The sequence below is a fragment of the Mesorhizobium sp. W067 genome, assembly GCF_054719525.1.
The window spans coordinates 3,054,552-3,072,774 of sequence record NZ_JBTTII010000001.1; the positions used below are offsets into that span (position 1 = coordinate 3,054,552).

16 protein-coding genes are annotated in these 18,223 nt (G+C 58.7%); 3 read left to right on the forward strand and 13 right to left on the reverse strand.

Features of this window, described 5'->3' with window-relative positions:
- Positions 1 to 943: 943 nt before the first annotated feature.
- From ACYG97_RS14925 to ACYG97_RS14935, 3 genes are all read right to left on the reverse strand, one after another.
- Positions 944 to 1,189, reverse strand: a complete 246-nt coding sequence (locus ACYG97_RS14925; protein WP_023694084.1) for a hypothetical protein — start codon at positions 1,187 to 1,189, stop codon at positions 944 to 946.
- A 98-nt stretch (positions 1,190 to 1,287) separates the two neighbouring features.
- Complete coding sequence (locus ACYG97_RS14930; protein ID WP_023733242.1) at positions 1,288 to 1,521, reverse strand: hypothetical protein; 234 nt, start codon at positions 1,519 to 1,521, stop codon at positions 1,288 to 1,290.
- Positions 1,508 to 1,930, reverse strand: coding sequence for a hypothetical protein (locus ACYG97_RS14935; protein WP_245260770.1), 423 nt, complete (start codon positions 1,928 to 1,930; stop codon positions 1,508 to 1,510). Before ACYG97_RS14935 ends, ACYG97_RS14930 begins: the two co-directional genes overlap by 14 nt.
- 53 nt (positions 1,931 to 1,983) lie before the next feature.
- On the opposite strand from ACYG97_RS14935, the gene ACYG97_RS14940 reads away from it, so the two are divergent.
- The gene (locus tag ACYG97_RS14940; protein ID WP_245260771.1) at positions 1,984 to 2,496 is read left to right on the forward strand and encodes a response regulator; all 513 of its coding nucleotides are present in this window, start codon (positions 1,984 to 1,986) and stop codon (positions 2,494 to 2,496) included.
- Between the two features lie 1,075 nt (positions 2,497 to 3,571).
- Here ACYG97_RS14940 and ACYG97_RS14945 read toward each other — a convergent pair.
- Positions 3,572 to 4,057, reverse strand: coding sequence for a hypothetical protein (locus ACYG97_RS14945; protein WP_155923887.1), 486 nt, complete (start codon positions 4,055 to 4,057; stop codon positions 3,572 to 3,574).
- Between the two features lie 549 nt (positions 4,058 to 4,606).
- Between ACYG97_RS14945 and ACYG97_RS14950 the strand changes: the two genes are divergently transcribed.
- A complete protein-coding gene (locus ACYG97_RS14950) occupies positions 4,607 to 6,037 on the forward strand; it encodes a coiled-coil domain-containing protein (RefSeq protein WP_023733245.1) in 1,431 nt (476 codons plus the stop codon).
- 288 nt (positions 6,038 to 6,325) lie between these two features.
- Here ACYG97_RS14950 and ACYG97_RS14955 read toward each other — a convergent pair whose 3' ends face one another.
- The 9 genes from ACYG97_RS14955 to ACYG97_RS14995 all read right to left on the reverse strand — a co-directional run bounded on the left by ACYG97_RS14955 (position 6,326) and on the right by ACYG97_RS14995 (position 16,895).
- Positions 6,326 to 7,621: an HlyD family type I secretion periplasmic adaptor subunit gene (locus tag ACYG97_RS14955; protein ID WP_348524295.1), complete on the reverse strand. Its 1,296-nt coding sequence runs from the start codon at positions 7,619 to 7,621 to the stop codon at positions 6,326 to 6,328.
- Between the two features lie 71 nt (positions 7,622 to 7,692).
- The gene (locus tag ACYG97_RS14960; protein ID WP_023733247.1) at positions 7,693 to 9,405 is read right to left on the reverse strand and encodes a type I secretion system permease/ATPase; all 1,713 of its coding nucleotides are present in this window, start codon (positions 9,403 to 9,405) and stop codon (positions 7,693 to 7,695) included.
- Between the two features lie 334 nt (positions 9,406 to 9,739).
- A complete protein-coding gene (locus ACYG97_RS14965; protein WP_245260773.1) occupies positions 9,740 to 10,654 on the reverse strand; it encodes a class I SAM-dependent methyltransferase in 915 nt (304 codons plus the stop codon).
- 71 nt (positions 10,655 to 10,725) lie between these two features.
- Positions 10,726 to 11,985 carry a polysaccharide biosynthesis/export family protein gene (locus ACYG97_RS14970; protein ID WP_023733248.1) on the reverse strand — a complete coding sequence of 420 codons (1,260 nt, stop codon included), beginning with the start codon at positions 11,983 to 11,985 and terminating at the stop codon, positions 10,726 to 10,728.
- Positions 11,972 to 13,249, reverse strand: a complete 1,278-nt coding sequence (locus ACYG97_RS14975; RefSeq protein ID WP_023733249.1) for a hypothetical protein — start codon at positions 13,247 to 13,249, stop codon at positions 11,972 to 11,974. The genes ACYG97_RS14970 and ACYG97_RS14975 overlap by 14 nt, the downstream gene beginning before the upstream one ends.
- Positions 13,246 to 14,250 (reverse strand): SDR family NAD(P)-dependent oxidoreductase, encoded by a 1,005-nt coding sequence (locus tag ACYG97_RS14980; protein WP_023733250.1) that lies wholly within the window; start codon positions 14,248 to 14,250, stop codon positions 13,246 to 13,248. The genes ACYG97_RS14975 and ACYG97_RS14980 overlap by 4 nt, the downstream gene beginning before the upstream one ends.
- A gap of 44 nt (positions 14,251 to 14,294) precedes the next feature.
- The gene (locus ACYG97_RS14985; RefSeq protein WP_023681043.1) at positions 14,295 to 14,969 is read right to left on the reverse strand and encodes a sugar transferase; all 675 of its coding nucleotides are present in this window, start codon (positions 14,967 to 14,969) and stop codon (positions 14,295 to 14,297) included.
- Positions 14,966 to 16,117, reverse strand: a complete 1,152-nt coding sequence (locus tag ACYG97_RS14990; protein WP_023711225.1) for a DegT/DnrJ/EryC1/StrS family aminotransferase — start codon at positions 16,115 to 16,117, stop codon at positions 14,966 to 14,968. Before ACYG97_RS14990 ends, ACYG97_RS14985 begins: the two co-directional genes overlap by 4 nt.
- A 49-nt stretch (positions 16,118 to 16,166) precedes the next feature.
- A complete protein-coding gene (locus tag ACYG97_RS14995; RefSeq protein ID WP_023681041.1) occupies positions 16,167 to 16,895 on the reverse strand; it encodes a nucleotidyltransferase family protein in 729 nt (242 codons plus the stop codon).
- A 635-nt stretch (positions 16,896 to 17,530) separates the two neighbouring features.
- Between ACYG97_RS14995 and ACYG97_RS15000 the strand changes: the two genes are divergently transcribed.
- Positions 17,531 to 18,208, forward strand: coding sequence for a LuxR C-terminal-related transcriptional regulator (locus tag ACYG97_RS15000; protein ID WP_023670902.1), 678 nt, complete (start codon positions 17,531 to 17,533; stop codon positions 18,206 to 18,208).
- Positions 18,209 to 18,223: the final 15 nt, after the last annotated feature.

The window sequence follows — 18,223 nt, forward strand, 5'->3', positions numbered from 1 at the left end:
AAGGCCGGCGAGGCGCTTGTCAGACGGCCTGGCATGTAGGATTATGGTCCTCGTTGCGGCGACGCCCTCAATGGAGAGCGCCAATGGCCAGAACAAACCTTCCGAACAGCTTTCCCGGGCTGAAATCGAGCGCTTCCTGGCGGCAGCCGAAGCGCTGCACAAGAGCATCGCCGGGCCGCTCCTGGCGTACCACAGGGAGCACTGCCAAGCTCTACCTGAGGCCCATGGACCCCTGTTGAAGTCGATTGAGACGGTCACCGGCCAGAAGGCGCAGTTCATCCGCTGGAACGGGACAGGACCGGCACAGCCCCGGAGAAGCCTCCGGGCTGGTTCTCCTCGCGCAACTCTCGCGCCGCATCACCTCTAAGAGCAGTTCGAAGACGCTTTCGATTTCGCCGTTGATTTGGTCGGCAGGGATGCCAGGCTTCTCGGCCGCTGTCGTCAATTGGTCTGCTAAGTCGCTGGCGGCGATCGGATCGCCCCGCGTCACAATCGCGGCGCGGAGGGGTTTTATTAGCTCCCCCTCATCTTGACGCCGGTGCCGGCTGCTCCAAAGTGTTGGGCATGGCTCGGGGAAGTATCAAAGTTGGCGACGAGGTCGCAGTCACGGCGATTGTGCGCAGCCGGGTGACGCCCGATCGCATAAGCGTGACGATCCCCTCCTACGACTTCCCGCATTCTGTTGTCGATTCGACTTCGAAGGCTGTAATTGGCCAGCATATGGAATTGATCGGCCCTGTCACACGCATCGACGGGGACAAGGTAACCGTCAGCCTCCGGCCATTGGTGACTGTCGACGCCGAGCACGTGCGCCTGGTCGAAAGCCACGTGGCACTTCCGCGAGCGCGAAAAAGGCCGCTCGTTGACAAAGTTTAACTTGCCTGCCCACCCAAGGAACGGCCAGTGAAACTTTCCCCATCACATCGGCTCTGGTCGCCTCCCGCTAGCTGCCGGCGCGTTGCGATATCGGCGCAGTAGACGGGTCGGCATTTTCCGAACTTTCCGACATCTCGTCGCGATGACGTTGGCGAAGGCGCTTCAGCAGTTCGCGTGAGGCTTGGATCGCCCTGCGCGATTGATCCATGTTCTGGCGAAACGTGGCGCGTTCCTCCATGGACTTCTGCCACTTCAGCAAGGTGGCCGTAGTCGCAGTAGCGGCTTGAGCGATTTCTATGGGCGTTGCAACCATCGCATTCTCCCTAAAAAGGCAATGGTAAACGCAATCTTTATAGGCCCAACGAAACCCTTCTCCAATTAAAAACGACCATACGGCATACGGCAAAATGGCTATTCGTCGGGGCGCTCGACGGCAGCTTCGTCGACCTCGGCCTCCATCTCGTCGTTGACGGTTTTGGTCTTGCCAAAACCGTCCATCGCCACACCGTCAAAGCCCCGCTGCCACGCGTCGGCATGTTCCTGCCAGTAAGCTGGCACCTCACGCTCCTTGCCATCCTTGCGCGCTTGGGCGCCGTACATCCAGGCGTAGGTGGCGCGTTCCTGATCTTTCTTAGGCATGGCCATTTGCATCATCCTCCCGGAAATCCAGCAGCCTTGCGTGCCGCAGCTTCTCTTCGCCTTTGAGGGTCTCGACCCAGCCAACCAGTCCGGGCTTCAGCCACTCGGCCTTTTCCTTTTTATGTCCCTTCGGGACCGGGCCGCCAACCTTGCCCTGGACACGATCCCAAAGCGCTTGCCGCTCAGCGGCATTGAAGTTGACGAGTGCGCCGCCTTTGTAGAGGCCCTTTTCAGCCATGATCACGTGGGTAGCTTTGCCGCGCTCGCGCTGTGCACCGATGATTTGCATTTCCTTTTCCTCAAAGCACTTGATCTTGCGCCAAGCGCTCGTTTGCCGCTGCGATATGGACTGCCCTTGAGCTTCGAGACCATGCCTTCTAGCCCGTCTCGTCGACCAGGTGGCAAACGGCGTCACCAGTGCGGCATCGCTCCGCTGAATTGAATGCGCCCGCCGGCAGGGATCATTTCGTGCAGGATCTCGCCGCGATCTTCGGTCGGCATCCCGCGCAGGTCATGATGCGTGGAACCCTGCCGGTTGCTGACCGTTCTCCGTCAATGGAAGCCCCGGACCAACAGAGCCAAACGATCCTCGTGGTTGACGGCGACGTCATCGCCCGATGCGTCATCGCGGACTATCTCCGCCACTGTGGCTACAGGGTGATTGAGGCCCATTTCGCACGTGAGGCGCAACAAGCGTTGAACTATGCGGAGTTCGGTGTGGACACCGTCTTGTGTGACGTTGACCTGCCGGGCAACATGAACGGGTTCCAACTGTCGAAGTGGGTTCGCGAGAACAAGCCCGAGGTCAAAATAGTGCTTTCTGCCGCAGTAGAACGAACTGCGATCGCGGCGGGCGACCTTTGTCAGGAAGGCCCGCACCTTGCGAAGCCGTATGAGCCGGCCAACGTAGTGGACCATATTAGGCGACTGCAGCGTGTTTGGAGCTTACGATCCAGGAACCCTGGTGCAAAGCGCAATTGATCTCTGTCCAGACGCCGAGAGGCTCGTCTGCATACCAATGGTGATTTAGCCCTGCGAACTGGACGCCGCTCAAAGGAAGAACGGCGTATAAGCCGCAGTCCTGCGTGCGGCCGCAACAGTGGACGGTTGTCCCGCGCAGGACGGAGGAAATTCGCCCTCCTGCCGCGGGCGGTGAACGGGATACCGTAGGAGCGTCAGCATAGCGCCGGCCACAGGACGGGACGCGGCACCGACTGTCCCCGTCCGGTAGTCCGCATGTTTTGGTCGAAGCCGACCGGCTGAGATCGTGCGCATTTTGGTTCTCGACGGTACGGCCGCTGATCGGCGATGATGCGAGGACCGAGTTGCCCGGAAGAAATCGATCTGGTCTTGCACCTTTTTTGCTTCCTCATTCGCGGGGCAGCTTGTGATTTTCCAGCCTGACAGACCCTCCCCTGTCTATAAGAAATTTCCCGACGCATGAGCGCACGTCCAACACAGTGCGGGCTCCAATGCTCACCGGCAGCGCGAGAATGGTAACCACCTATCTTGAGGGGAGCGCCACGTGCGTAATCAACGATGCAGGCGCTGCCAACCTCGGCATCCCCGGGAATAGCAGGCTTATAAATGAATATATCGTTGATCAACGCTATCGCCGCAGCCGCCGGGAGATGGACAGACCGCGTTCCAGCTAGGGGGATCGATGTTCCAGGCTAAAGGCATTGGCATGCCCGAATTAGAAAAAAGACCTGAATCCCGTAAAGCAGCAACAAAATGCCGAAAGCTATCCAGAAGCCCGGTCGCGTAAGCAATGCCAGATCTTTTCTTAGCTGCTCCATTCACATCAACTAACATGGCCAAGCGTCGTTCCCGTCCGCTGGGGACAAATTTCAACTAAGCTGATCGGCTTCGTCGCATAATGGCCGTGCCACTGCGGATCGAGACACCTCAGCGCCCCGCATGAGCACGCGCAACTCGATCGGAGGCGCAAGGAGAAAGTTCGGAACGGTTCCAAGAGCCCCATGCAAACTGAGCGCCGCAGCGGACGATAAGGTTCACGGATATCCCGGCGAACATCCGCACAGCAATGGTCAAATCAGCGGCAGAAGGGCGTCCGAAAAGGGCTGCCGGCGGCTCTGTCGTCGGAACTAAAAAAGAAAAGAAGCAGAACTTTCGTGTGCGATCGCGCACATGATCGCGTCTGCGCTTCAGTTCGCTTGAGAAAAACGCATCTCTTCGTCACCGCCTCATCGAGAGCCACCGCTGCGGCATCCTGAATACAGGTCGGCGATCCGAAAAGCATGCATTGCGCAAGAGTTTCCAAACTGATGCCAAGACCGGCCCAAGCGTCCATCCTAGCCTGCAGATGCTGTTGAGAGGAACTCGCCGTTGAATATTGTGCTGCGGTAAACCTCATCGCTGATGATCCATAGATTGTGCCGCTCGGCAATGTCGCAATGGTTTCCAGATCCTCCTTGCCGAACACATATACGCCGGGATTGTTTGGGAGTTCAGCAAGATCGCCCGCCTTCGATCTCATACCGCTGATTGGACAATATTCTCGGATATCTCTGCCGCGCATTTTGCAGCGCTAGTTTGACGGGTCGGGCCACTGCTCCGCCGGCGCGTATTGCCGCTTCGTATGTAGCATACCAAGGCTCAAGGCAAAGCACCTCGTCGCCAGCTCCGGCAACGGAAGCTTAGTGTGATTGAGCGGCCAGGCGGCCGGTCCCCAATTCGTTCGAATGATGCGCTTGCCTCGCCAATGTCGCATGGTGAGTCAGCCGGCAAACCAAAACACTCAACCGCCGGTTAGGCCCGGCCGCCTGATGCGCCCCACAAGAGGCTGTGCCGGGCCGTTCGTCGGGGCTTCTGCACCTGAGCGTTAATGTGCCCAGGCAACACACCATTGACGCCAAGACGATGGCAAGAAGGGGAGCCGCGCAGTCCTCAAGTCAGCAGGCACCTAGACCGATGTAGGGCCTTCCAATCGCAGCTCTCGGCTCCTCGCGGCGCCGGCGCCCTGGCATCGTTTGATTGAACGAAGACGCTGAGTTGAGCTCTCGATACAAAAGCATCTCAGTCCTCATGCCTCAATCGTTCCGGGCATGCGGCTGCAGGGGATGAAGTCATGAAGTTCAGGGATTTGATCAGACGCGCCGAGGACAATGTGGAGAGGTCGTTCGACGATCTCGAAGCTGACTTGGCTAACGCTGTCGACCAGTGCCTCGATTTGGAGGATGTCGCCGACGTGCCAAACATGGCAGGCGACAACAACGAACAGGATGACAGCGTACCAAGCGAGGACGGTGCCGGCGACGACGATGATAGCTCGCCGATACCAGCGCATCGGATGACCTCACACACGCAGAGCCGAATTGCTGCCGTGAGCTCGTTTAACGGCTTGTTCCACGATGCCAAGCTCCATTTCGAGGAGATCAACGCAAAAATCTCCGAAATTACAAGCACATGTCAACTGACGTTCGAGTTTTTTCACATCCTTCACGCGGACATTCTCCGTGCGAACGAACTGGAGTTGGCGAATCAAAATCTGATCGCAGATCAAAGGAGCTTGTCGGAAACACTCAATGACCTGAACAGACGGTACTGTGAGCGTCAAGGCACGGTCGAGACATTGCAGCAGCGCCAGGCAAGCCTTGTTCAGGAGTGCGAAGTGCTCCGTGGCGCATTGGCCGCGGCAAGGCTGGAGCTGGTCGAAGCGGCGAACAACACCACAAAGAACGAAGCGGAATTTGGCGACCTCACGAACATGCTTGCCGCCGCAAATGTCGAGGCCGACAGGCGCTCCCGAGAGAACAAACAGCTGCGTGAAAAGAATGTGAGCCTGTCTATTGACCTGGAAAAGGCCATGAAGCGGGAGGAAGAGGCACGGCATAGGCTGGATGCATTCTCGACGATCCATGCCAACGAAGCTGCGCGAAATTCCGAAATGCTGAGTGCGCTCGGCAAGAGCGAAAAAGAGGCAATCAAATTGCACACCTCACTCGAGGTTGCGCAGGCGAAGTTATGGGAGGTGACCGAAGCAGCCAGGATTATGCAGGCGGACATGGATGGCGAGCTTAAACGCTGCCAGGCTGAGAACCGAGGATTGCGCTCAGAAGTTCAAAGCCTCCAATCGCGCTTCGAACTCGCCTCAATCGCAAACAACGAGGCCGCGGCCGAGATCGCCAGGCTCCAGCTACAATGGAGCGACGCCCTGGCGGAAAAACAGGTGACCGACGAAAGGTTGGCCGCACTCACCGAGGAGGCCGAAATCAACAAGGTGAACCTTTCCAAGATCGCCGCAGATTTTGCACAGCTGTCCATGCAGCAGGCGTCCGATCAGATTGAACTCGATGTGAGACGGCAGGAATGCGAGGACTTGCGGGTCGAAATTGCCTCGGTCAATGCTCGGGTCAGGGAATTGCTGCCCTACAAGAGGTCGCATGGAAGCGCGAACGCCTTGCCGCATACGTCTGACGTGGCAAATGTAGCGGTGACTGCAGACCGAACGGTGCATGCCGCACGCCGTGTCCGCCGCAGGGCCCTCGCCGCGTCGTAGGAAGCAAAGAACCTCTCCTCGTGAGGCAATTGCCCATGTTGATGATCGTGGAACGGTATGCGCTGTTTGTTGCGCAAAAGATGACAGGACCCTAACGCTGTTGTCGGGGCAGGACTTGGTGAGGCGGCCAGGAAAATCCTGTTGGGGCCTTGTAGCCGGGACAATGTCCCAGACGAGCCTCGCGCGTCGGCCGCAGGCGTCACCCCTGTCGGCATCACGTCGCCTACCCTAATATGTCAGCAAGCACGCCTGCCGTGTTCCCGCGGTCGACCGCTCACAGCCGCCATGTCATTGCCGGAAAGCCCTCGACATCTGGTCGGTAAGCGGCTTCAGCAGATAAGACCAGACGCTGTGTTCGTCCGTACTTATGTGAACCTCCGCTGGCATACCGGGTTTGAGCACTTTGGCATCGGTCAGACAGGTGGACTTGTCTTCGACATTGATGCGCGCCGAGAAATAAGAAAGCTGGCGCTGTTGATCTTTTATCAGGTCCGCCGAGATGCGCTTGACAGACCCTTGGCAGGCAGGCGTGGTGCCGGCGTCGAAAGCCGGAAACCGGATCGAGACCCGCTGACCTGGACGAACGTCATCTATGCGCGACGGCGCAATCAGCGCGTCGACCACAAGGTTGCCGGTGTCAGGGACGATCATCATCAGAACTTCGCCCGCGGCAATCACGCCGCCGATCGTGTGAATGGAAGATTCCTGTACCGTTCCCGATTGCGGAGCGCGGATGGTGGTTTTGGCCAGTTCGTCTTGTGCCACAACCTTGCGCTCGCTGAGTTCGGTTTGCTTGGCTTCCGTTTCACGAAGTTCGCTCGTTACGTCACTACGCCTTTGTTCATCGAGCTGAAGAATCTGCAATTCGGTCTCGCTGATCCGGGCCTGCGCCTCGGCAACTGCCGCTGCGAGGCGCCCCGATTCTCCGTGCGCCCGGGTGGCATCCAGCCTGATGTTGCTAAGTCGCTCTTTGGACACCAGCTTCTTTGTAAAAAGCGCCTGTACATCGACAAGATCGCCATCCAGCAGGACCACGGATTGTTCTTCCGCGGTCTGTTGCGCCTTGAGGCCCTCAACTTGGCGTTCGAGTTGCTTTGAGCGGCTTTGCAATTGTGCCTTCTGCCCGTTGAGGGCCGTAGCGCGGCTTTCGAACAGCGTGCGCTCACCGTTCACCAGGGCAGCCAGTTCCGGCTCGCCCATTCGCGCTTGAAGGCTGAACGGAAGCTGCATCTCCGACAGGCCTTGCCGCTCTGCCTCCAGCCGCACAAGCCGAACCGTTGCCCGATCAAGATCCTTGCTAATTATCTGCAGATTGGCCCGTGTCAGTGTGTCGTCCAACCGTGCCATCACATCGCCGGCCCGTACATGATCCCCGTCTTGCGCGAAGATGCCACCTATCGTGCCGCCCGTCAGATGCTGCACCTTCTTTATGTTGCTCTCGACCACCACGGTCGCCGGCGCAATTACCGCGCCAGCAATCTTGGTCAGACCGAGCCAGAGCCCGCCGCCGGCAATTAACGTAACCGTGACCGCCGCCCCCAGGATCAGGTTGGCCCTGATTCCATCGCGCGTGCCCGAAATCATCGCGTTGCGCCGGCTCCCATTGCCGATCGGGGCCGATGGAGCCATCGTCGCCTCAGACAAAAAAATATCCCTCATGCATGACCGCTCACCCCTTTGTGCATCGCGACGGCCGCTGCCGGGCGTTCAACAGGCGCAGCAAAGGGGCGGATGACGTTGGCCAGGACCTCCTCGCGTGAGCCGAAGGCGTGAAGCATCCCATTGGACATTACGAGTACCCTGTCGATGTTGGTAAGGGCAGAAGGACGGTGCGCAACTACGATGACGATGCCTCCACGTCTGCGCACTGCCAGGATCGCGCCGGCCAAGGCGGTATCGCCATCGACGTCCAGATTTGAATTCGGCTCGTCCAGAACGACGAGAAACGGATCGCCGTAAAGTGCCCTGGCAAGCCCTACGAGTTGCCGCTGTCCAGCCGACAACGCTGTTCCTCCCTCGCCCATGCGAGTTTGAAAACCGTTCGGCAATCGCAGGATCATTTTGTCGACGCCCGCTGCCTTGGCAGCTGCAAGCACGCCCTTGGCGTCGCCCTTCCCGCCAAATCGCGAAATGTTATCGGCAACCGTTCCATCAAACAGTTCGACGTCCTGGGGCAGGTAGCCAATATGTGCGCCAAGACGTTCTTGGTCCCATTGGTCAAGCGAGGCGTCGTCCAGCCTCACCGTGCCGCGAAGTGGCTGCCAGACGCCCACCAGCGCGCGCACAAGCGTGCTTTTGCCAGAACCGCTCGGGCCGACAACGGCCATTCCCGTCCCTGCAGCCAGGCGGAAGCTGACATTGGCTACCGTCGGTTTTTGCTGGCCCGGTGGCGCTATAGTCAGGTCCTCGACCGCAAGCTCCGCTTGGGGGCGCGGAAGTTCCATATGTTCGTCCCGGTCAGGAAAAGCGGCCAGGGCCGTTGCCAGTTGCGAATAGCTTTGCCGGAACGCGGCGAAGCCTCGCCAGTTCGCGATAGCGGCGTCAACAGGAGCCAATGAGCGGCCCAGCAAGATGGAGGATGCGATGATCACGCCTGGCGAGGCTTCGCCTCCTATCACCAGGTAGGCACCCAGTCCAAGAACGCAGGACTGCAAGGCCAAACGCAGTGCCCTAGAGAGTGCCCCGGTGGCGCCGACGACGTCGGAAAGCTTCTCTTGGTGCCTCAGATATGCGTTATTGATCTCGCCCCAGCGGTGGGCAAGCCGTGCGGAAAGGCCCATCGCGCGTACGATCTCCGCGTTGCGGCGTCCGGATTCGGCGAGATTGCGCTGCGACACCAGCGTCTCGGACGCGCGTGTCACCGATGTGCGGCCAAGAACTTCCGCCATGACCGTGAGCAGCACGACAATGATCGCACCGCTTGTGGACAACACACCGAGCGCGGGATGCAGGAAATAGATGATCAGCAGGTAAAATGGAATCCACGGCGCGTCGAAGATGACAGTCGGCCCCATTCCGGAAAGGAAGCCGCGTAGCTGATCGAGATCACGGAGGGGCTGTATCCGGTTCGCATCCTGCCCGCCAATGAGCGGCAAGGACAGCGAGAGGCCGAACACCCTCTGCTTCAAATTCCTATGGACACGATTGCCCACTCGAACCAGCAGGCGCAGCCGCACGAAATCCAGCAGCCCGTAGACAGCGTAAAGACCCAGCATTCCGATGGTGAACCCGACAAGCGTCGGAACGCTCTGCGAAGGTAAAACGCGATCGTAAATTTGCAGCATATAGACCGAGCCGGTCAGGGCGAGAAGGTTTATGACTGCCGAGAAGACGCCGACGCCTACCAGGCCAGGCACGGTCCCAAGCATTGCGCCTCGCAGATCCGACGAACTCCTTCCACCAGGGTTCATGGGTTTCGACCTCCCGTGAGAGATCGTTGCGCAAGCTCACTGGCCCCACTGGGCACGGACAATCTCTTGCTGTTCAGGAGCGTATCCCCTTAGCCTTCTAATATTACGCCCCACTAACATGATTGGACTTTAGTCAAAATGTAGCAAAATCGTGGCGCTGACCCGAGAAACCCGGAACCCACATATTAAATCGGGGGAAAACTGCCGTTCCACCGTATTTAGACGGGGTTTCATGCCGGGCGAGCCACCCCAAGAAAACCGCTGCCTGCCGTTTTCGGGGCTTTCTCGGGATTTAGCGCTTCCTCGCAACAACCAGGAAGTGTTGCGCCAGCTGGCCAGGAACGCAAAGCCTTCTGCAGGCCTTCTCGACAGGCTGCATCATCATTTCACAGAACCCTGGCAACAGGTTTCCCGGCCGAGGCAGGTAACCGTACGGTATCGTCTGCTCGACGGTGAATCCCGAGGCAGTCAGGAGGGCCTTGAACCTCGCTGCGCTCAGCGTGTGGCGAATTGTGCGTCCAGACACTCGATTGAGCAGCCGGCACGCCAGGCCGACGGGCGACGTCGCATTCATGTGAACGTTGCACACAAGCCGCCCGCCATCTTTCAGGTGCTCATTGATCGCTTTCAGTGCATGCCATTTCAGTTCATCCTCTGCGTTCAGGAAAAAACGAAATGCGGTTACCACATCGAACGTCATACCCAAATTCTCCCTTGTCACGTCGACGTGACGCAAACTCACATTGGGCGGTACTTGAGCGCTGTCGAGCATAGTTCTGGAAACGTCGGCGCCAACCACCTCGCTGAAGAGGCCGGCGGCTACCTCGGCGATGCGACCTGTTCCGCATGCGAAATCGAGGCAGTTTCGGCTCGCTCCGCTCAAGGGGCGAAGAACGTCGAGGATCAGGGGCTTTTCGATGTTCTCCCAAAGCGCGCCATAATAGCCGAAACTGTGCGTTTTGTTGTAATGTAGGCCGTAGCCGGGCGCGCAATGGCTGGTCCTATAGCCGTCCGACACCCAGCCGCCCTGCGCATTGCTCTCCTTGCTGGACGTAAATTCCTGCCAATTTCCGGACTCACCGGCGCGCGACCTGGACCGCACAATTCGCGCTGACGGCATATGGGAAGCATAACTTGCAGACTGCGTCATCTGATCCGCGTTCGTTGAGGGTGTCAGGGTCGCTCCCTGGTTGAAAATGCGCCTCACCTTGGATCTCCGTTCAGTTGGGTTCGCCCCCCCGATAGAACAGTAAGCTCCGCACGGACTGCGCTGACGCCCTATTGGACTGCCACACTTTGCAGTTCACTGCTGAATCTGGCTTCGAGAGTATCCCCCGGCAGCACAATCGCATCTTCGTCAACCAACAGCTTGCGCCATTCATTGCCGATCTTGCGCACGATGGTCACCTGGGCCCGTACCGTTTCGCCGGCAATCGGCAATGGCTGTGTGGATGCTCCGGTCGGCTGCAGCTTCTCGCTGGCGGCATGGAGCCTGGCGGTGACATCCGCTAGCCGAGCGTTGGTGTCCTTCAGATCCGTCAGCAAGCCAATCCTTCTTTGATTGTCGTTGCGTTCGTGCTGTCTGACAAAGTCCTCCTGCTGGCGTCGCGCCCTCATCAGTTCGACCGAGGTTTGAAGCGCGCCGCTTGAAGATAAAAGCAACGCGCGCCTGACATCCGCGAGCCGGGTGTTGGTCAGATTGCCTGCATCGAATGCCTTCGTCACTCGCGCCAAATCTTGCTCATCCGCCTTCACGCTCTCGCCCTCGACTCGTTCGCGTTTCTGCAAAACGCCAATTTGCTCGGCAGCGTCCGTCCGGCCCTTCTCCAGAAAATCCTGCTCTTGCCGGAAATCACTCAGCGCAACCTTCAGCGCCTCTGCTTCAGCCTGTGCCATCGCGGCTACAACGCTCGGCGAAAGAGGTGATCCCTGTGGTGTCTTCTTGTCGAAATCCGCCTGGCCCTGAAGCTCGGCGCGAATGCGGGCGGCGTGAAGGTATTCTTTCGTGTAATCTCCCCAGAGCATTTCGTAATCGCGCTTGAGATCAACCGGATCAGGCCCGGCCTGGCCTGCCCGTGATCGCAAAAGACTGAAGCCGCCGGAAACGGCCAGCGCCTGCCGTACAGTCATGAGCGGACGGTAGGCCTGTTGTCCCGGGGTGAGCACATCGCCCGTTACATAGATCGGGCGATAGTCCGCTATGATCGCTGTGACATCGTCGGGCTCGACAGTAACTGTCTGCTCCCGCCCATCAGTCAGACGCACGTGAAAAATCTTGCTTGGCAAGACCTCTTGCATGCGCCTTTGCAGTTGGGACGCCGTCAGGCCTGCGACCATGATCATTCCAGCCTCCGGAAGGGCGATATTGCCATCCATCTGGACTACGGCGCGCTGCGTCCGATCAGGGATCGGCGCTATTCCTATCTCGACCGTATCGCCAGGTGAGAGTTGATAGGGCTCGACCTCGCCTGCGCAAGCCATCGAGGTTAGCGACATCATCACGACTGCGCCAAGAACGTATCGTCTACTGAAGGTCATTTGCGACAATCTCCTTCCGGTCGAACACCGGCTTCAAAGGCCATTCAACACGACTAACGAAATCGTATACCGGGCCACCGGGCACGCCCCAGTTGCTGGACCAGACCACCTGGGAGCCGTCCGGAGAGGGAGAGGCATGCGTCTCGCTCCAGTAGTCGAAGGGCGCGTTGTGCGTGTCTGCGACACGGCGGACCTCTCCACTGCCGTCTAGACGCAGAGCAATGACTTGCTGAGCGTAAGGCGCCCAATCCGGGTGCTGCGATAGTTCGGCTGGCGTGCCGCCATAACTCAGAAACACCCAACCGGGCCTGCCGAGCGACCTGAGTGACGCATGCATGGCCTCGCCATATTTCATCAGCGAGGTAGCCTTGCCATCAGCCAAGCGGCGCTTGATCACCTGATATTTGTCAGGATCCGATTTGCTGATCCCGACATAGATTTCGCTTCCGTCGGAATCGACCGTCATGTCGCCATGGCCCGGTCGATGGTGCTCCATCCACTTCTGGCCCAATATGCCGTCGATGGAGAAGACGAAACTCGCTTCGATTCCGTCCGGTAATTGCTGGGAACACACTATGTTGATTCCGAGAGGTGAGATCGAGCAGGAGCCGGTCGTTCCCGGGAATTCGGCAAGATCGATATCCGGGAATTTCCGCCGTTGCTTGAGATCGTAGCCAAAAACCACCGCTCGGCCGTCATTGTTCGTTGCACGCACCGCAATCCGGCTGCCGTCGCGGCTCGGATTGCCTTTGTTGGGTCCAAATTTGAGGTTGGAGTACGCTCCGGAGGCGAACACGACGTCCTCATGATCGGTACGTGGGGCCCATGTCGCAATCTGCCGGCCCCCGACGCAGATCATCAACTCGGGATCAGTGGGATGCCATTCGCATTCGGTCGCGCGGTTGCGGTGGAACAAAGGCAAGTAGGTTTGTCCGTCGAGAAAGCACAGGCCACCGCAGCCATTGGCGATCAGGAGCAGGCTCTGGTCGGCATTCCAAGCCTGTGCGCTTGAGTAACGGTGGGTGCAGTACTTCTTCCCGCATACACCCGCCCGGCCGAGAACGCCCGGTCTGGTGATCCGTGCGAAAACCATGCCAGACCAAGGATCCCTTGTTTGGCGCACATAGCCCGGCAGGTTGTTCACGACCGCTGTGGCCGCCACCTCCGCTGCCTTGCTTTGACGGCCGCCGGCAACATAGATGTTGGGAGATATGGCACCGGCAGCCAGCAACAGCGCCAACGCATGACGGCCGCCCAGGGTCATGTCATGTAACCCACTTCGCGCCGTACCCGGCCTTCACTAAGGCGCTCGCGCCACCACGTGATTGTTCGCTCCAGCCCATCGCGCAGGCTGGTCTGTGTCCGCCATCCAGTCTCGCGTTCAAAGCGCGAGGAGTCGGCGAGCAAGGCGCGAACTTCGGAATTTTGCGGCCTCAGGCGCCTTTCATCACGACGGACCGGCTTTTTGCAATCGGTCAACTCAAGAACAATGGCCAATACGTCCGAGACGGTCGCAGCGCGTTGGCTGCCAGCGTTGTAGGCGTGGCCGAACTCGAGCTGGGCGAGACCTGCGGTCAGGAACGCTGTCGCGGTATCTTCGACATAGGTCAGGTCGCGGATCGGGCTGGTATCCCCGATCATGATTGCAGGACATTTCGGGTCGAGGACCTGCCGGATAATGGTCGGCACGATGGCGCGTTCACTCTGGCGCGGGCCATACGTGTTGAAGGGTCGCATGATGACCACAGGGACATCGAACGACCTGGCGTAGGACTCCGCCATCATGTCAGCGCCGATTTTGGACGCCGAATACGGTGACTGTCCCTGCAGGGGGTGTGTTTCGCTGATCGGCATGGTTTGGGCAGTTCCATAGACCTCGCTCGTCGAGGTATGGATCACCCGCTCCGTCTCCCATAGGCGCGCCGCTTCGAGGACGTTCACCGTGCCTAGGATGTTGGTTTCCACATAGGATTGTGCAGCGGCGTAGGAGTATGGAATCGCAATAAGCGCAGCCAGATGAAAAACCGCGGCTTGGCCGCGCATGATCCGGTTAAGGAACGCACTGTCGCGGACGTCACCACGGACGAGCCTCAACTGGCTGCTGATGGTGTCTGGCAGATCGTCTAGCCATCCATGGCTGTCAAAGGAATTGTAAAGGGCAAGGGCTGTGACATCTGCCCCGTTGCGAACGAGCGCCTCGGTGACATGCGAACCGATGAATCCGTCCGCGCCCGTCACCAGGACTTTTTTTCCGTTGTAGCTCATCACTGCGCATTCCCTTGGCTGTTTGGAACGCTTCCCTTGGATATTCAAACGTCGATCGGCGGTACGGGAACCCAACCGACCACTGCCAGCACTCCCCGCACCATCCACGCGAGGTCGGAGACGATGGTGCGTCGCGGATAATATGAGAGGTCCAGTGTTGCCTTGGCGGGGAACATGACCTCCCGGTAGAACACGATCGGATCCACGGATTGGGGGAAGTAATGTGCTTCGTGCCGAAAAACGACCTGGGCTGGACCCAGCAGGCCTGGCTTGTATTGCAGCACGGCCCTAAGCTCGCCCCGGAAACAATCGGCGAAAGCCAGGCTCTCGGGTCGTGGACCGACGATCGCCATTTCGCCTTTGAGGACATTCCACAGCTGCGGTAGTTCGTCCAGCTTCGTCGCTGCGAGAAAGCGGCCAACGGTGGTCATGCGTGTATCGCCCACGACCGTCAGCGCAAGGCCTTGAGAGCCGCAGTTCACACCGAATTTGCGAAATTTGTACATGCGGAAGGTTCGGCCGCCGGCCCCGATGCGGGTCTGAGCGAACAAGATCGAGCCACCGCCCTCGAGCAGAAGCGCTCCGGCGATCAGCAGCATCAATGGCGCCAATGCGACGGTAGCGATGCCCGCCACCGCAAGATCGATTGCGCGTCTCGCAAAGCCGTGATCAGGATTTGGAACGAACATCCGGTGAAAGGCAGGGTCTAACGCATTCATGCAGCAGTTCCTCTTTGGGCGCCTGCTTTGAGCGCGCCTGTTTTGAGCGCGGCTGCCAGGGCAGCCACGACTGATTCGGCGGCGGCGGAAGTGACCTGGGGGTGCAGCGGAATTGTGAGCTCTCGCTGAGCGAAATCCTCTGTGTGGGGCAAACTCACGCCGGGAAGGCGCTCGCGGTAGAACGTCATTTGGTGCACCGGCGGGTAGTGGATGGTGGTTTGTATGCCCTGTGTCCGCAACTCGTCGATGACATCCTGCCGGCTCACGTAGCGCGGCAGGACGATCGGCATGATGTGGTAAGCCGACGTCCGGGGTTCGCTAAATGGAATGACAATAGCTGGGCAACGGTCCGCGATCAGGCGTCGGTACAAGACAGCTATGATACGCCTGATTTCGTTCCACTCTTGCAGGTTCTGCAGCTGAACCAGGCCTATAGCCGCTCGCATCTCGTCCATTCGGTAGTTGAACCCAAGCATCGTGACATCATATTGCGGCGTACGACTGTTCAGCCGCTGATGCGTCCCCGTGGTCATTCCGTGCCCGCGAGCCAGGCGAACCCTGTCGAGCAGATCGGGGTCACGTGCAATCACGGCGCCCCCTTCGGCCGTTGTCATGTTCTTGTTGCCATAGAAGCTGAACGCGGCCGCGGCGCCGAAGGTCCCGACTTCCCTAAGCCCGGGCGCGTGCGCAGCGTCCTCGATGATATGCAGCCCGCGAAGCCGGGCGAACCGCTGCCATTGTTCCCGATCGGGGAGATACCCGGCGAAGTGAACGAGAATGACCGCTTTCGTGCGCGTCGTGCACCGCGCTTCGGCTTCCGCAACCGAGATCAACGGCACGTCGACGGACTCGATATCGACGAAGACCGGCGTCGCCCCTACATACAGCACCGCATTCGCCGTCGCCACGAACGTCAGCGAAGGAACCAGTACTTCGTCGCCAGGGCCGATGCCCAAAGCATGGAGGAGAAGATGGAGCGCTGCGGTGCAGGAACCAACCGCGACGCAATCTCGCGCGCCATGCATGCTGGCAAAGGCCTGTTCGAACTCTCGTACCCTGTCCCCCATCGTAAGCCAGCCGCTATCAATCACCTGCGACAGGGCTGCCTTCTCTGGCACGCCTAGGATCGGGGCGCTCACCAAGAGCATCTTGACCTCCTGAAAGCCTTGTTAGTGGCTAGACCTCTGCATCAGACTTTCATGCGGCTGCAGCGGCAGCCGCGACCTCGATTGAGGACGACTGATCTTCCCAGGCAATTGCCTGTGCATTCTGGAAGTCATCGACACGACCGATGTCGAGCCAAAGACCGTCATGCTTGTAAACATGCACGGTCGTGCCGCCCTGCATCATCTGCAGCATCAGGTCATCGAACCCAAATGGGATCCCGGACGGAATGAACCGCAGGACATCTGGGTTCATGCAGTAAATCCCCATGCTGACGAGATGGGAAAGCGTCGGCTTTTCCCGGAAGAGCTGGACGGTATTGTCGATCTCGTCGATGACCCCGAAGTCCATCTTGATATGACGGCACGCCGTGGCGATCGTAACGGGATCTCTATGCAAGCGGTGCGCGGCTACAAACCGGCTCAGGCTTAGATCTGTGAGGACATCGCCGTTCAGAACGACAAATGTTTCGTTCAGTTCATCCCTAATCAGAGAGAGAGGTCCGACGGTGCCGAGTGGCTCCATTTCCTGGGTATATTTGATCTTCAAGTTCCATTGCGATCCGTCGCCGCAGACGCTCCGGATCAAATGTCCTAGATACCCTGTCGTAATATATACCTCTTCAATGCCGTTGCGCCGCAGCCACTTCAAAAGCAACTCAAGAACAGGCCGGGCCCCTATCGGCATTAATGGTTTCGGCAGGACCGATGTAAACGGTCGAAGGCGCGTACCCATCCCACCACATTGAATCACCGCTTTCATTCGATCCTCCTGATCTGCAGTTGGCTTTGTTCGGGATCGGTGTTCCATTGTCCGGCCAGGGCACACCCTCAAATCCGGCCAAACCTCGGCGGCAATCCGAACATCATATGCGAAAAGGTATGTGACAGCCGGGGCGGCTGTCGTCGTGCATTCGAATGGTAGGGATCCAAAACGTTCAAGGTATTAGATGGCCACGAGATCAACAGCCGATAGAAGCGCGATTGGGCACTGATCATGACGCCGATAAAAACGAAAGCAGTTGCTTTCAAGAAAGCTGCGATCCGCCAGGGCCGGACCGGCCTACAGGTCCGGCGACAGCGGGTGGCGACATAACAGATGCCACATGATTACGATGGTCCTGAACAGCTGGCTTTGGACCCAGAGATGGGAAACCGGCATCGTTTTGCCGACAGGCACCGCACGCCAGGGTTAAAAATCTATGGATGAGCTTCGCAATTTAGTATTATATTAGACGTTCTGGATGTGCGTGGATGGGACGCTGCGGACATCACTGTGATGCGTTGACCAGTGGATGGCCGCCATTTTAGGACCACCACGGATTGTCGATCATAGGCGAATGGGAGGTTCCAGCGGGTTTTCTCGTCGGGAACCGAGTAACGCGTTGGGGTAGTTGCATGGCTCGGATCGTCATTGCCGACGATCACGGCTTATATCGGCGTGGTCTCCGGCTGGCACTCATGGCTGGAATTCCAAGCGCCGAAATATTCGAAGCTTCGTGTTTCGATGCCGCGGTCAATCTTTTAGAGGAGCAGGCGTCCATCGATCTTGCGATCCTCGATCTGAACATGCCTGGGCTGTTCCATCAGGAAGTGCTCAGCGACTTTATGGCTGCCTATCCTGACACTCGCTTTGCGATCGTTTCCGGGGATGATTCCCGCTCGGAGATACTGACCGCGCTTTCGATCGGACTTCACGGGTATATCGTCAAATCGCAGAGCGACGAAGAAGTCGTGCTGGCTGTAAACGAAATCCTCGCTGGCCGGATCTATGTGCCATCTCTGCTATCTCGAACGTCTGCCGACCAGAGATCGCATGCCCCCCCACCTCCGGTTCAAAATCCCAGCCGCCGGCACGAGGGCTCGGGCGACGTCGCTAGGCTGACGTCTAGACAGAAGGACGTCCTCAAGCTGATGGCAGAGGGGTACTCGAATAAGGAGATTGCCCGTAATCTGGACATTGCCGAGGCGACAACGAAAATCCATGCCGCAGCCGTGCTGCGTGAGCTTGGGGTTAGAAACCGTACCGAAGCAGCTGTGTTGCTCCAAAGCTGGCTGACGAGACAGGCGAGTTGACGTATGCCCCTCGGA

Bases quoted from the DNA above. Each gene is read 5' to 3' on its own strand.
- ACYG97_RS14925 (WP_023694084.1), bottom strand. From the start codon at position 1,189: ATGGTTGCAACGCCCATAGAAATCGCTCAAGCCGCTACTGCGACTACG.
- ACYG97_RS14930 (WP_023733242.1), bottom strand. From the start codon at position 1,521: ATGGCCATGCCTAAGAAAGATCAGGAACGCGCCACCTACGCCTGGATG.
- ACYG97_RS14945 (WP_155923887.1), bottom strand. From the start codon at position 4,057: ATGCGCGGCAGAGATATCCGAGAATATTGTCCAATCAGCGGTATGAGA.
- ACYG97_RS14950 (WP_023733245.1), top strand. From the start codon at position 4,607: ATGAAGTTCAGGGATTTGATCAGACGCGCCGAGGACAATGTGGAGAGG.
- ACYG97_RS14955 (WP_348524295.1), bottom strand. From the start codon at position 7,621: ATGATTTCGGGCACGCGCGATGGAATCAGGGCCAACCTGATCCTGGGG.
- ACYG97_RS14960 (WP_023733247.1), bottom strand. From the start codon at position 9,405: ATGCTTGGGACCGTGCCTGGCCTGGTAGGCGTCGGCGTCTTCTCGGCA.
- ACYG97_RS14970 (WP_023733248.1), bottom strand. From the start codon at position 11,985: ATGACCTTCAGTAGACGATACGTTCTTGGCGCAGTCGTGATGATGTCG.
- ACYG97_RS14975 (WP_023733249.1), bottom strand. From the start codon at position 13,249: ATGACCCTGGGCGGCCGTCATGCGTTGGCGCTGTTGCTGGCTGCCGGT.
- ACYG97_RS14980 (WP_023733250.1), bottom strand. From the start codon at position 14,250: ATGAGCTACAACGGAAAAAAAGTCCTGGTGACGGGCGCGGACGGATTC.
- ACYG97_RS14985 (WP_023681043.1), bottom strand. From the start codon at position 14,969: ATGAATGCGTTAGACCCTGCCTTTCACCGGATGTTCGTTCCAAATCCT.
- ACYG97_RS14990 (WP_023711225.1), bottom strand. From the start codon at position 16,117: ATGCTCTTGGTGAGCGCCCCGATCCTAGGCGTGCCAGAGAAGGCAGCC.
- ACYG97_RS14995 (WP_023681041.1), bottom strand. From the start codon at position 16,895: ATGAAAGCGGTGATTCAATGTGGTGGGATGGGTACGCGCCTTCGACCG.
- ACYG97_RS15000 (WP_023670902.1), top strand. From the start codon at position 17,531: ATGGCTCGGATCGTCATTGCCGACGATCACGGCTTATATCGGCGTGGT.